We start from the raw sequence: 14,154 nt of genomic DNA on the forward strand, positions 1-14,154 counted from the left end.
CGCTATGCCGCCACTTTTATTAGCGTGGCGGCAGTGTAACGGGCTTGCCTGCCATATCCAGCGCCACGGCCTCGGCAATACGAATGCCATCCATGGAGGCAGAAAGAATGCCGCCCGCATAACCGGCCCCTTCACCCGCCGGATACAGGCCCGGCGTGTTGATGGACTGCCCGGCCTCATTCCGCGGAATACGCAGGGGTGAGGACGTACGGGTTTCAACCCCCGTCATCACCGCATCTTCCATGGCAAAACCCCGGATCTTGCGGTCAAACTTTGGCAGGGCCTCACGTAGGGCTTCCACCACAAAATCCGGCAGGCATGTTGAAAGATCGGTTGGGGTAACGCCCGGTTTGTAAGAGGGCACCACATCCCCCAACGTGGTGGAAGGGCGGCCTGCCAGAAAATCTCCCACACGTTGGGCGGGGGCGCGGTAATCTCCACCACCAGCCTCAAACGCCTTGCGCTCCCACTTACGTTGGAAGGCCATGCCTGCCAGCGGGTCTTCTGGGTAATCCACACCGGGGCGCAGTTCCACCACAATGCCGGAATTGGCGTTGCGCTCGGCGCGGGAATACTGGCTCATGCCGTTGGTGACCACCTGCCCTTCTTCCGATGTTGCCGCCACCACGGTGCCGCCGGGGCACATGCAAAAGGAATACACGCCCCGCCCGTTGCTGGCATGGTGCACCAGCCGATATTCCGCAGCTCCCAGCAGTTCGTTACCCGCGCTGGGGCCAAACTGCGCCACGTCTATAACGGATTGCGGGTGCTCTATGCGCACCCCAATGGAAAACGGCTTGGCCTGCATGGCCACATCTTCGGCCTGCAACATGGCAAACGTATCACGCGCACTGTGGCCCACGGCCAGAATAACGTGGTCGGAGTCTATAACCTCCCCATCAGCCGTGCGCACACCCTCTACCGCACGGGTTTGCGGGTTGAGCACCAACCCATCCACACGGGTTTGAAAACGGTATTCCCCGCCAGCTTCCTCTACCTCACGCCGGATGTGCTCCACCATGGAAACAAGGCGGAACGTGCCAATATGCGGATGGGCCAGATACAGAATATCCTCCGGCGCGCCAGCCTTTACAAACTCCTCCAGCACCTTGCGGCCCAAAAAGCGCGGGTCCTTCACCTGACTGAATAGCTTGCCGTCAGAAAACGTTCCGGCCCCGCCCTCACCAAACTGCACGTTGCTTTCTGGCGTCAGTTCAGAGCGGCGCCACAGGGCAAACGTATCCACCGTGCGCTCACGCACCACCTTGCCACGTTCCAGCAGCAGCGGGCGCAGGCCCATGCGGGCCAGCACAAGGGCCGCCATAAACCCGCACGGCCCGGCGCCTATAACAATAGGGCGTTTGTATCCGGGCTTTGCAGCCAATTCCGCCCCGTTGGTAATGGGGGGCACCCACTCCATGTTGGGGGAAGGCTGCACGTGGTTATCCTTGGGGTGGGCTGCACGATAACGCGCCAGCACGGCGGCCTCATCCTTCACGGTGCAATCCACGGCATATACCAGCTTGATGGCCACGCGCTTGCGGGCATCGTGCCCGCGTTTGAACACGCTGTAATGCTCCAGCGCATCTGCGCTGATGTTCAGCCGCTCACAAATGGCCTGTGCCAGTGCCTGTGGCGAATGGTCGAGCGGAAGCCGTAATTCGGTCAGTCGGAGCATGCGCTGTGCCCTTACCTTTCAAGCAGCCGTGAAAAAAATCTGCTCTTTCCCTAGGCCGCTCCGCCGTGTGGCGCAATATTGGCTTGGTGGGTCACAAAAAAGATGTTGCCCTTCCATGCCTTTCTTAGCAGACATAAATAAGACAGACCGGGTTGGTCCTGTTAGCTTGCACCCACCCCGGCCATTCGTGTCCCATTCATTCAGGAATGTGCTTTTCCATGCCTTCGCCGCACGATCATACGCCACCTTCCCAGCCTGCGGGTTCCGCCTGTGGTCATGCGCACCACACACCGGGCCAGACAGACGGGCACAACCATGCAGAAGAATCCTGCACCGCAGGGCATGATCACGCAGCAGATGCCCACACCCATACGCATGCGTGCAGCGCGGAAGATCATGACCACGCCCATGATGCGCATGGTGATGATCACACCGGGCACGATCATGCAGGCGGCGGAAGCTGCGGGCACAGCCACGGTTTTGGGCACGCCCATGTGCATACCCCTTCCTCCTTCGGCAAGGCGTTTGCCATAGGTATTGCGGCCAACAGCCTTTATCTGGTGGCAGAGGCGCTGTGGGGCTTTTTCTCACACTCGCTGGCACTGCTGGCCGATGCGGGGCACAATCTTTCCGATGTGCTGGCGCTGGCCGCGGCATGGATGGCCCAGCATCTTTCCCAACGCTCGCCCTCTTTGCGGTTTACGTATGGGTTGCGCCGGTCTTCCATTCTGGCGGCGCTGGCCAACGCGCTGGTGCTTATGTTGGTAACCGGTGGTGTGGCGTGGGAGGCCATAACCCGGCTGTTTGACCCCGCCCCCGTGGCTGGCAAAACCATGATGATTGTGGCCGCCCTTGGCATTGTGGTGAACGGCGCCACAGCCCTGCTTTTTGCATCTGGGCAGAAGGGAGACCTCAACATTCGCGCGGCCTTCATGCACCTTATGGCAGATGCCGTAACTTCCCTTGCCGTGGTGATAGCGGGCGGGCTGGTGTTGCTAACGGGCCTGAACTGGATAGACCCCGCCATAAGCCTTGCCATTTCCGTTGTGGTGGTGGCCAGCACGTGGTCCTTGTTGCGAGATTCGTTGGATATGGCTCTGGATGCCGTGCCCCGCACCGTAGATGCCGGGGCCGTGGAAGACTTTTTGCGCACGCTGCCCGGTGTGGCGGATTTGCATGATCTGCACATCTGGCCCATCAGCACCACGGAAACCGCGCTAACGGTGCATCTGGTGCGCACCTCTGCCCCCGCAGCAGACAATGATACCGCGCTGCTGGAAAAAGCCGCCGCCGCCCTGCGTGAACGCTTTGGCATTGTGCACCCCACCTTGCAGATAGAAGCCGCAGATTACGCCCCCTCCTGCGCCTTAACAGACCCGCATACTGTCTGATACGCCTGCCCACGCCCCCGCGCAGATTACGCCGCCACGCCAGCCAGAGTTTTTTTACGTGCCAGAACTTCCCCTTCCCTCCAGCAATCGCGGGATTGCTGTTGTCAGCCTTGGTGTCAGCTTTGTTGCACTGGGGCTCAAATACGCCGCCTATGCCACCAGCGGCAGCATTGCCCTGTATGCCGATGCGCTAGAAACCATCATTAACGTGGTGGCCGCCGCCGGAGGGCTGTGGGCGCTGAGCGTGGCTGAACTGCCCGCAGATACCAACCACCCCTACGGCCACCACAAGGCGGAATATCTTTCTGCCGTGGCAGAGGGCGCGCTGGTGGTGGTGACAGCCTTTGTTATTGGGGATGAAGCCGTGCATGGCTGGCTGCACCCCAACCCACCCAAGGCCCCGTGGCTTGGGCTGGGGCTAAACGCATTGGCCACCGTGGTTAATCTGGCATGGGGGCTTATCATGCTGCGGGTGGGGCAAAAGCGCCGCTCCCCCGCACTGGTGGCCGGCGGGCAGCATGTGCTTTCCGATGTATGGACAGGCGTTGCCCTTGTGGTGGGTGTTACGCTTATTCCGCTCACCGGCTGGGTGCGGCTAGATGCCATTCTGGCAGGGCTTTTGTCCATAAACGTGCTGCGCGTGGGCTGGGAAGTCATGCGCGAATCTGTTGCCGGGCTGATGGATGAAGCCCCCGAACCCGAAACAATGGATGAAATTCGCGCCATTATTGCCGCCAACGGCAAAGGGGCGATTGAGGCGCACGATATCCGCACCCGCATTGTGGGGGCGGTTACGTTTTTGGAGTTCCATCTGGTTGTGCCCGGCACCATGAGCGTCAACACCGCGCATGATATCTGTGACCGCATAGAGGCCGCCCTGCGCGCCAGCATGGGCAGCACGCTGGTGCATATTCATGTTGAGCCAGACACGCACGCCAAGCGCGAGGGCATTGTGTTCTGGAAAGGCCCGGCAGAAGCCTGCCCCGCCCCCGATGCGCTGCCCGATACTGGGGCCCACGCATAATAAAAGCAGCACTTGCCATAAATATTCGGCAATAAAGAACATCGCCTCTTTCATGTTGTGCATGAAATGCTACACTCGGCTGCATCCTTTTTTCCTGCCCTTATGCCTTTACGGATGCCGCCCATGCCCGCCAGCGTGTTCCCCACGACTGAATCCCTTCGTCATTTGCGAGAACATGCCAAAGCGGGCACCGTAAACTGGCGCAGAAAATTTATTTACTGGTCTGGCGCCATTATGGTGGGTGTGGTGGCCGTGGGCTTTGCCACGCTGGCCGATGCCGCCGCCCATGTGCGTGACCACATTTTAAAAATAAGCCCGTTGCTGATGCTGCTGGTAACCCCCGGCGGTTTGGCACTTTCTACGTGGCTGACGCGCACATGGTTTAGGGGCGCACAGGGCAGCGGTATTCCGCAAGCCATTGCGTGCATGCACCTCAACAACATTGCCATTGTAGATAAAGTGCTGGCCCTGCGCATTGCACTAGCCAAAATCCTGCTGACGTGCCTTGGCCTGCTTTCTGGCGCTTCCATTGGCCGCGAAGGGCCAACCGTGCAGGTGGGGGCTTCCATCATGCACACGGTGGGGCATTACATGGGCATTACAGACCTGACCCGCCAACGTGCGCTTATCAAGGCCGGTGGGGCTGCAGGTGTGGCCGCCGCCTTTAACACCCCGCTGGCTGGCATTGTGTTTGGTATTGAGGAACTGGCCCATTCCTTCGAACAACGCACCAGCGGCACCATGCTGACATGTGTGGTCATCTCCGGTGTTACGGCCATTGCCCTTGTGGGCAACTATACCTATTTCGGGCACACTTATTCTTCCGTGCCAGTGGGCACAAGCTGGCTGGCGGTGCTGGCCTGCGGCATTATGGGCGGGCTGTGCGGGGGCGGGTTTTCTGCCCTTCTGGTGCGCATGTCTCGCGGTATTTCGGGGGCTTTTGGCACATTCATTACACGCCACCCGGTGGCGTTCGCAGCCCTGTGCGGGCTGGTGCTGGCCCTTATCGGGCTGATTTCTGGCGGCATGACATACGGCACAGGCTATGTGCAGGCGCGTGACATCATTATGGGATCAGACCAGTATCCGGCCTCGTTTTTTGTGCTGAAACTGCTGGCCACCATTGTATCCTACTGTTCAGGCATTCCCGGCGGGCTGTTTGCGCCCTCGCTTTCCGTTGGGGCAGGCATGGGCGGCTGGGTGGCACAATTTTTGCCCCATACCGCACCGGGGGCCGTGGTGCTGCTGGGCACCGTGGCCTATTTTGCCGCCGTTACGCAGTCTCCCCTCACCGCCACGGTGATTGTGATGGAAATGTGCGATAACCAGCAGATCACCCTTGCCCTGCTGGCCAGCGCCTTTTTGGCCTTTGGTGTATCCCGCACCCTGTGCAGCCACGCTTTGTATGGCGCGCTGGCCGTGCGTTTTGTGCGCACCACCGCCCCCAAACAAAGCAGCGCATCCGTGGTAACAGCCACAGATACCGCACGCCGCGCCTCATCCTCAAAGCAGAGCTGATGCGCCTGTGGGCCTGGGTTCTGGCCTAGAGCGCTCTAGCACCCTATATGTTGTAACAGTTGTTTGTACTGGAAAGGTTCATTCCCGATGTCCGACGCATCTTCAGCGCCTGAAAACGCAGCCGCGCCCGATACCCGCGTACCGGTTACCGTGCTGACCGGCTTTTTAGGCGCGGGCAAAACCACGCTGCTCAACCACATTCTAACAGCCGAGCACGGGCGCAAATACGCCGTGGTGATTAACGAGTTTGGCGAACTGGGCGTGGATAACGATCTGGTTGTGGATGCAGATGAAGAAGTGTTCGAAATGAACAATGGCTGCATCTGCTGCACCGTGCGCGGAGATCTGATCCGTATTTTGAACGGGCTGCTCAAGCGCCGCGGCAAGTTTGATGGCATTATTGTAGAAACCACCGGTCTGGCAGACCCAGCCCCCGTGGCCCAGACCTTTTTTGCCGATGAAGATGTGCGCGCAAAAACCAAGCTGGATGCCGTGGTAACGGTGGTGGATGCCAGCAACTTCCTAAGCACACTAAAGGACAGCCCCGAAGCGCACGAACAGGTTGCCTTTGCGGATGTAATTATCCTGAACAAGACAGACCTTGTAGATGCCACCGAGCTGAAAACGGTGGAAGATGCCATCCGCAAGATCAACGCCGTAGCGCCCATCTACCCCGCCAAAAAAGGCAACGTGAAGCTGACAGACGTGATGGACCGTGGCGGGTTTGATCTGGAACGCGTTTTGGAAAACACCCCGGATTTTCTGGAACACACGCCAGAACACCACCATGAAGGGGATATCACCAGCGTTTCCCTTACCGTCAAGCAGCCGCTGGATGCCGGGCGCTTTCAGGCATGGATTGGCGCATTGTTGCAGGAAAAAGGCGGCGATATCCTGCGCACCAAGGGCATTCTGGACTTTGCAGGCCAGCCCGACCGCTTTGCCTTTCAGGCCGTGCACATGATGGCGGATGGAGACAACATCGGCCCGTGGAAGAAAGATGAACCGCGTGAAAGCCGCCTTGTGTTCATTGGTCGCAACCTCAACCGGCCCCAGCTGCGCCGCGGGCTTGAAAGCTGCATTGCCGCATGAGCACCGAAACACAGACCCTGCGCGGCCTTATTGAAAAACGCGGTGCGCACATCAAGGTGGAAGGTGAAATTACCGCCTGCACCGCCACGCGGGATAACAGCCGCTTTGCCTTTACCACCGGTGAAGGTGATGTGGTGGTGGTGCACCGTGAAGACCAGCTTACGCCAGAGGCATGGAACACCTATGCCGTGCATGATGGCCCTGCGCTCTCCCTTTCTGCCGATACGCTGCCCGATTGCTTTTTAACGGGCGGTGATGATGGCCGCCTGTGCCGGCTTGATCCATCGGGCGAGATTGAGGAACTGGGCAAGGGCCGCCGCTGGGTGGAGCACATTGCCACCTATGTGGATGCCAAATCTGCCGTAATTGCCGCCGCCGCTGGCAAGAATGTGGAGCTGCGCGATGCCACGGGCCGCACCGTAACCCGCACGCTGGAACACCCCACCACCGTGGGCGGCATTGCGTTTGACCCCAAAGGCAAGCGCATTGCGGTTTCGCACTACAATGGTGTTTCTGTGTGGTTCACCCAATCCAAGGATGGCAAGCCCCGCCAACTGGAATGGAAAGGCAGCCACCTTGATATTGCCATGCACCCGGCGGGTGATGCCGTAGTTACCGCCATGCAGGATAATGACCTGCACGGCTGGCGGCTGGCCGATGGCCACAACATGCGCATGAGCGGCTACCCCACCAAAGTGCGCTCGCTCTCCTTTTCCAAAAACGGCAAATGGCTGGCCACCAGTGGGGCTGACATCGTTGTGATGTGGCCGTTCTTTGGGGGGGGGCCCATGGGCAAACCGCCCATGGAACTGCCGGGCGCAGGCGGTGCGCTGTGCACCCGCGTGGCTTTTCATCCAGAGCAGGAGGTTGTGGCCGCTGGCTTTGCTGATGGTACCGTTGTAATGATGGAACCATCTACCCAGCGGGTTCTGCCCGTATCACTGGGCAAGGCGGGGGCCATTACGGCGCTGGCCTATAGCCCGGATGGCTGCACGCTGGGTTTTGGCACCGAGGAAGGTGTAATTGGTGTGGTGGATTTAGCCGCTTCCTGATTACGCCGGCTTCGGTCATCAAAACTGCGCGTACCACGGTAGAACACAATAAACGGGTGCGTGAGATCAACAAGTAGTGGATTGCACGGCACTCCTCCGCACCGCATGGTGCGGAGCAAGGGGGATATTGTGGGATGAGTGATCGGTTTCGGGTGGTTATTGTTGGCGGCGGTGTTGCAGGCATGGCCATTGCAACGCGGCTGGGCAACAGCCTTGGGCGCTCCGGCAAGTTGGATATTACGTTGGTGGACAAGGGCTTCAGCCATGTGTGGAAGCCCATGTTGCACTGCTTTGCCGCGGGCACGGCCAAAAACGAGAATGACCGCATCACCTTTATCTCCCACGCTGCGGCGCATGGGTTCCGCTTTTGCTATGGTGAAATTGCCGGGATAGACCGCGCCGCCAAGCGCCTGAAGCTGGCCCCGCTGGAAGAAGAAGACCACGAGGTGCTGCTGGATGAGCGGTATCTGGATTACGATGTGCTGATTTTTGCCATTGGCAGCCGCGCGAACGATTTTGGCACGCCGGGCGTGGTGGAAAACTGCATCTTCCTGGACAACATTGTAGAAGCCAATAACTTTAACGAACGCTTCCGCCATGCGGTTATTCAGGCCTATGGCCGGGGCTCTCCGCTGGATATTGCCATTGTGGGGGGTGGCGCCACGGGCGTGCAGCTTGCGGCGGAACTGCACAAGGCGCTGGATATTGGCTCCCTTTACAACTTCACGCCTGTTACGCCGGAAATGCGCGTCACCTTGCTGGAAGCCGGGCCGCGTATTCTGCCTGCCTTCCCCGAAAACGTATCTGCCGCCGCGCAAAAGCAGCTTGAAGCGCTCAAGATCAAGGTGCTCACCAGCACAATGGTGAGCGGTGCGGATGAGCACGGCTTTATGCTTAAAGATGGCTCACGCGTGGATGCACAGTTTCGCGTTTGGGCAGCAGGCGTAAAAGCCCCGGATGTAACCCGCCAGATGGATGGTCTGGAATGTGGGCGTGGTGGCCAGTTTTTGGTGCGCCCCAATTTGCAGACCACGCTGGATGACAGCATTTTTGCTGTGGGAGATTGCGCCTTTATTAGCGATAGCCCGCTTGCCCCCACCGCACAGGTGGCCCGCCAGCAGGCGCACCATCTGGCACGCTATCTGCCGGGCTTTATCTTTAACAAAAAGCCTGTGCCCGCCTTTAAGTTCAAAAACCGTGGGGCCATTGTGGCTTTGGGGGATTACAACGGCTGGGGCGCTTTTGCAGATGGCAAAACCTTTGGCGGCGGCTTTATGCACGGCCTTAGCGCACGGCTTGGCCATATGGCGCTATACCGGCAACATCAGTTTGAACTGTACGGGCCATTCCGCGGCATGATTGCCTGCTTTACAGATTGGCTGGATGGCTTTGTGCGCCCACCCGTGCGGATGGACTAAGCCAAAATTTAACACCGCCCATAAACGCGCGGTTTATAAAAAAGCATTCCCGCACCGGCCTGTTTGAAACATCAGCCAGTGCGGGAACCTGATAACACAAACCTGCCACACAGGGGCGGCCCACCCGTATAAGGGCCAGACCAAGCAGGTTCACCGCATCCTGCCTGCCCCCTGTATTTTTAAAGCGCCCGCTCTGTGTGTTGGATAAACCCCACAATGCGGGCCTTTATACACCCTGCCAACAACAACCCGTTATCCGGCTATCTGTATTAGTCCAGATACTTGGCCTTGCCTTCATTCAGCAGAGTAATGAAGGAATCACTTGTCATTTCCTCCACCTTGCCTGCGCTGTCCTTCAGCCGCACCTTGCTGTCACCATCATTGATAACACCCAGCATTTCGTATTTGGTGCTGTCAATCTGTACCGTTTTGTTTTTCGTGCTCATCAATCTATCTTTCATGGCGGGGTTAAACACCCCGCCTGTTTTTTTCAGCCTGCCTTAATGGCAATCTGGCGTTCTGCCGGTTTGGCTTCCGCTTTTTTGGGCATGGTCACTGTCAGCACACCGTTTTTGATGGTGGCAGAAATTTTATCCACGTCCACATCTTCGGGAATGGCAAAGGAATCTTCAAAAGCGGCAAACTGGCGGCCTGCAACGTGGTGCTTTGTGCCTTCTTCCAGTTCGGGCTTTTTCTTTTCGCCACTAATGGTCAGCAGCCCGTTGGCTGTGCCCAGCTTGATGTCATTTTCAGAACAGCCCGGCACTTCCGTGGCCACCACGTAGGCACTGGCGTTTTCTGTAATATCGGTGGCGCCCAAGCGGCTTGTGGCTGCTGCGGCCCCTTCTGGTGTTTTAAAATCTTCAAACAAACGGCTCATCTGCCGCTGCAGAACAGAAAACGGATCTGCCACCCGTACAGTGCCAACAGGAACGCGCACAACGGGGGAGCGGCCTGTATTCACGTAACTGGTCATTTTATCCTCCTTGTTCTGGCACAAGGGCCCGGCACGCGGCACCCTTGTGATCACGCTTAGGAGTATCACCGCTTTCTGATCGCCTCTCCCTTGATCCAGATCAATTTTACATGCCCTGATTCAGCGTGCCGGAAATGCGTGCATGTCATAACATCGCTTCCCATATCTAAAGAACAATGCAGCGTTTTTAACAAACAATATGCAGATGCCCTCTACACTTTACGTATAGAAGGCATCTGCATGATCGGGCGTGTTGGGGAGATTTGGCGGGTTAGGCTGTAGCGTCCATCCGGGCCATGCTCAGCGCGGCTTCGGGGTCTTTTACAAACACGGCAATGGCTTTGTTAACATCTGTTGCGCGTTCAAGCTGCGGCAGATGTCCTGTTTCTTCATACACCGTTACGGGAATGACATCTGGCAGACCAGATGCGTTGGAGACGGAAAGAATTTCATCTTCCTTACCCCAGAAAATCTGGGTAGGTGTTTCCGCCCCGGCCAAGACCGGGCGCAGATCATCCGCCTGATGCCCGTTGGGGAAGCACGCCTTGGCAATAACGTGCAGGGCATCTCGCGCGCCATCCAACCTGCGGGCGCGCAGCACGGCATCCACCATCTTCCGGCCCACAAGGGCCTTGTTATACACCAGCATTTGCAAAACAGCCTTCATATCGCGGCTGCTTTCACTATCCACAAACGCGCTGATGAAATCTGAATTCACATCCTTGCCCAACCCGGCGGGGGCCAGAAGGTTCAGGCTGGCAACCTGATCAGGATGGTCTCGCAGCAAGGTCAGCGCAATGCCGCCGCCCAGAGAATGGCCCACCACATGGGCTTTTTCTATTTTAAGGGTTTTCAGCAAGGCGCTTACCACACCGGCCAAAAATGCCAGCGTGCCTGTGCCCACGTTTTTGGAGGAAGCCCCATGCCCCGGCAGGTCAAACGCAATCACGCGCCTGTCTGCAGCCAAGGCATCCTGCGTGAGCAGCCAGTTGCTGATATCTCCGCCAAAACCGTGCACCAGCACAATGGGTGTGCCCGTATGCGTGCCCACATCACGCACATTCAGCGTGTGTTCCCCCACCGTTACCGGCTTGGGTTCCCCGGCGTTGGCATCCTGCGTGGCGGCAGCATCCTGCGGGTTTTCGGCATGAAAGTTTTTGATAAAGGCTTCAATATCCACATCTGGCGTTTCAGCATCGGCCAGCACGCCAATCAGTGCGCCCACGGGCAGGGTTTCCCCCGCCTGTGCCACCTGTTTGCGCAGCACACCTGCGGCGGGGCTTTCATAACTGCTGGTAATTTTGGTGGTTTCAATATCCGCCAGTTCATCACCCTGCTGCACGCTCTGGCCAACTGGCACCGTCCATGATGCCAGCTTGCCTTCTGTCATGGCCAAACCGAACTTGGGCATGGTGAGGGCTGTAATGGTGTTGGACATGGCTTATGCAACCTTCTGTTTCTGGCTGGACGTAATGGAGCGCACCGCAGCGGCAATTTTATTTGCATCTGGCATGTACAGCTTTTCCAGCGGGGTGGAAAACGGCACCGGCGTATGCGGCGGCACCACGCGGCGGATAGGTGCCTTGAGGCTGAAAAACGCTTTTTCCGCCACAAGGGCAGAAATATCGCACGCCATGTTACAGCGCGGGCTGGCTTCATCCACCACCACAAGGCGGCCGGTTTCGGATACGGATTCCAAAATGGTTTCCTCATCCAACGGGGATGTGGTGCGCGGGTCTATGACCGTGCAGCCAATGCCCTGCTTTTCCAGCTCATCCGCTGCGGCGTTGGCCATGCCAACCATACGGCCAATGGCCACAATGGTGACATCTTCACCTTCACGCGTTACGTTCGCTTCACCAAACGGAATGGTGTAGGCCTCATCGGGCACATCTTCCTCATCATCATACATCACCTTGTTTTCAAGGAAGATCACGGGGTCATCATCCCGGATGGCTTCTATCAGCAGGCCCTTGGCCTCATACGGTGATGACGGGATAACAACCTTAAGCCCCGGAATATGCGTAAACAGCGGGTAAAGCGCCTGGCTGTGCTGGGCCGCCGCACTAAACCCGCCGCCATACATGGCCCGGATAACCAGCGGCGTGGTGGCCTTGCCGCCAAACATGTAGCGGAACTTGGCCGCCTGATTCATGATCTGGTCCAGACAACAGCCCACAAAATCTACAAACATCAGTTCGGCCACGGGGCGCAGGCCGGTGGCCGCCGCACCTGCTGCTGCGCCAATGTAGGAGGCCTCGGAAATAGGCGTGTCCAGCACGCGGTCATCTCCAAACTCTTCCCACAGCCCTTTGGTTACACCCAGCACGCCGCCCCAGGCATCTGTAATGCCAGCGGTGCCGCCACGGCCCCCGGCAATGTCTTCCCCCATCAGGATCACCCGTGGGTCACGCCGCATTTCCTGCCGCAGGGCTTCGTTAATGGCCTGTCTGAAACTTTTCTTACCCATTGTTCTGGTTCCCGTTTGCCTGTGTGGCTGAAAAACTGGTGGAGGGGTTAGTACCGCGCATACACATCGGCCATCAGGTCTTTGTCCTGCGGCCACGGTGCCTGCTTGGCGGTTACAACCGCGCTTTCCACCTCGTCCGCCACGGCGGCGTCTATTTCATCCATATCGCCTTCGGGCAGCAGGTTTTCCGCCACCGCGCGGGCGCGAAACTTTTTGAGGCAATCATGATCTTTCTTCTGCTCGGCCACTTCTCCGGCCTTGCGGTAGCTCATGGCATCGCCTTCAAAGTGCCCATACCAGCGGCTGAGATGCACATGCAGCATCACCGGCCCTTCGCCAGAGCGTGCGTGATCTATGGCGGCGCGGGCTGTTTCATACACCTCAAAAAAGTCATCTCCCTCGCAGGAGAAATACGGCAGGCCAAACCCGGCGGCCCTGTCCTTTTGCGTGCCAGCACAGGCATAGGCTGCGCCTGTGGCCTCGCCATATCCGTTATCTTCCACCACAAACACGGCGGGCAGATGCCATACGGAAGCAAGGTTCATGCTTTCCAGCGTGGTGCCTTCGTTAGAGGCTCCATCACCAAAAAACGCCACGGCCACACCGTTATCCTTGAGCGTTTTGTGTGAAAGTGCTGCCCCGCAAATAAGCGGTGGACCACCGCCCACAATGCCATTGGCCCCCAGCATGCCCTTGGAAAGATCCGCAATATGCATGGAGCCCCCCTTGCCCCGGCACACGCCGGTATGGCGGCCATAAATTTCGGCCATCATGCCGCCCACCTCCACGCCCTTGGCAATGCAGTGCCCGTGGCCACGGTGGGTGCTGGCAATGGTATCGTTATCTGTAAGGTTGGCGCACACCCCAACGGCCGAGGCTTCCTCGCCGCAATAAAGGTGCACAAAGCCGGGAATTTCCCCTGTGGCAAATTCCACGTGCAGGCGTTCTTCAAAAACGCGAATGGTACGCATGCTCCGATACGCACGCAGCAGGGCTTCTCTTGAAATCTGAACCGACATGTTCTGCCTGACCTTTCCATACATCTGCACAGCGTTACACGGGTGCCAACGTAGGGAGGAAAGGCGGCGTTCCGGCCTATAGGGGCCAATCTATATTATTAACGCATATGTGATATTACCATTTCAATATAATAACATGTTTTCAGGCAGTTAGCCTCACGCTTTTGCGAACAGTTCGCAGAGGTTGTCATGAAAGCGTCACGCACAATGGGCCAGCAAGGGGCTAAAGGACTGCTCATCCTGTTTGGAGGAGAAGCAGACAATGTGTGCTCAATCAGTTACTGCAATGCAGCCCGATGCACATAAGCCCAAGTGGCGCGAAGCCGTGCGTGAGCGCTGGCGCACCACTTTGCTATATGTATGGGAACGTAACGGCACTCCGCACCCGTATGCAGCCCTGCCGCATACCGCACGCCGCAAGGTGTGTGCAGGTGCACGCCCTGCTACAGCGGCCCATGTGGCCGGCAAGCCGGCCCACGCCGTCTGACCCCTGACAGCAGGACGGGAAAAGGTCTG

Annotated in this window: 13 protein-coding genes; 7 read left to right on the top strand and 6 right to left on the bottom strand. The window is 58.1% G+C overall.

The window, feature by feature from the left end:
* Positions 1-19: 19 nt before the first annotated feature.
* On the bottom strand, positions 20-1,678 hold the full coding sequence (locus QQM41_RS02920; RefSeq protein WP_339077647.1) for an NAD(P)/FAD-dependent oxidoreductase: 1,659 nt from the start codon (positions 1,676-1,678) through the stop codon (positions 20-22).
* Positions 1,679-1,884: 206 nt separating this feature from the next.
* Here QQM41_RS02920 and QQM41_RS02925 point away from each other — a divergent pair, with 206 nt between their 5' ends.
* The 6 genes from QQM41_RS02925 (at position 1,885) to QQM41_RS02950 (ending at position 9,173) form a co-directional block, all read left to right on the top strand.
* Entirely contained in the window at positions 1,885-3,069 is a 1,185-nt protein-coding gene (locus QQM41_RS02925) for a cation diffusion facilitator family transporter (RefSeq protein ID WP_339077648.1), read from the top strand.
* A 58-nt stretch (positions 3,070-3,127) separates the two neighbouring features.
* Complete coding sequence (locus tag QQM41_RS02930; protein ID WP_339077649.1) at positions 3,128-4,093, top strand: cation diffusion facilitator family transporter; 966 nt, start codon at positions 3,128-3,130, stop codon at positions 4,091-4,093.
* Positions 4,094-4,216: 123 nt separating this feature from the next.
* Entirely contained in the window at positions 4,217-5,611 is a 1,395-nt protein-coding gene (locus tag QQM41_RS02935) for a chloride channel protein (RefSeq protein WP_050820345.1), read from the top strand.
* 87 nt (positions 5,612-5,698) lie between these two features.
* Complete coding sequence (locus QQM41_RS02940; protein ID WP_339077650.1) at positions 5,699-6,703, top strand: GTP-binding protein; 1,005 nt, start codon at positions 5,699-5,701, stop codon at positions 6,701-6,703.
* Positions 6,700-7,755 (top strand): WD40 repeat domain-containing protein, encoded by a 1,056-nt coding sequence (locus QQM41_RS02945; RefSeq protein ID WP_050819356.1) that lies wholly within the window; start codon positions 6,700-6,702, stop codon positions 7,753-7,755. The genes QQM41_RS02940 and QQM41_RS02945 overlap by 4 nt, the downstream gene beginning before the upstream one ends.
* A 134-nt stretch (positions 7,756-7,889) precedes the next feature.
* Entirely contained in the window at positions 7,890-9,173 is a 1,284-nt protein-coding gene (locus QQM41_RS02950; RefSeq protein WP_050819355.1) for an NAD(P)/FAD-dependent oxidoreductase, read from the top strand.
* Between the two features lie 269 nt (positions 9,174-9,442).
* Here QQM41_RS02950 and QQM41_RS02955 read toward each other — a convergent pair whose 3' ends face one another.
* From QQM41_RS02955 to QQM41_RS02975, 5 genes are all read right to left on the bottom strand, one after another.
* On the bottom strand, positions 9,443-9,634 hold the full coding sequence (locus QQM41_RS02955; protein WP_012812590.1) for a hypothetical protein: 192 nt from the start codon (positions 9,632-9,634) through the stop codon (positions 9,443-9,445).
* Between the two features lie 29 nt (positions 9,635-9,663).
* Positions 9,664-10,218: an Hsp20/alpha crystallin family protein gene (locus tag QQM41_RS02960; protein ID WP_012812589.1), complete on the bottom strand. Its 555-nt coding sequence runs from the start codon at positions 10,216-10,218 to the stop codon at positions 9,664-9,666.
* A gap of 202 nt (positions 10,219-10,420) precedes the next feature.
* The gene (locus QQM41_RS02965) at positions 10,421-11,587 is read right to left on the bottom strand and encodes an acetoin dehydrogenase dihydrolipoyllysine-residue acetyltransferase subunit (RefSeq protein WP_339077651.1); all 1,167 of its coding nucleotides are present in this window, start codon (positions 11,585-11,587) and stop codon (positions 10,421-10,423) included.
* Positions 11,588-11,590: 3 nt separating this feature from the next.
* Positions 11,591-12,619: an alpha-ketoacid dehydrogenase subunit beta gene (locus QQM41_RS02970; RefSeq protein ID WP_019089856.1), complete on the bottom strand. Its 1,029-nt coding sequence runs from the start codon at positions 12,617-12,619 to the stop codon at positions 11,591-11,593.
* Positions 12,620-12,666: 47 nt separating this feature from the next.
* A complete protein-coding gene (locus tag QQM41_RS02975; RefSeq protein WP_050819352.1) occupies positions 12,667-13,662 on the bottom strand; it encodes a thiamine pyrophosphate-dependent dehydrogenase E1 component subunit alpha in 996 nt (331 codons plus the stop codon).
* 238 nt (positions 13,663-13,900) lie between these two features.
* Here QQM41_RS02975 and QQM41_RS02980 point away from each other — a divergent pair, with 238 nt between their 5' ends.
* Complete coding sequence (locus QQM41_RS02980; RefSeq protein WP_196332525.1) at positions 13,901-14,125, top strand: hypothetical protein; 225 nt, start codon at positions 13,901-13,903, stop codon at positions 14,123-14,125.
* Positions 14,126-14,154: the final 29 nt, after the last annotated feature.

The sequence above is a fragment of the Acetobacter sp. AC2005 genome, assembly GCF_037901235.1.
Lineage (GTDB): Bacteria > Pseudomonadota > Alphaproteobacteria > Acetobacterales > Acetobacteraceae > Acetobacter > Acetobacter oryzoeni.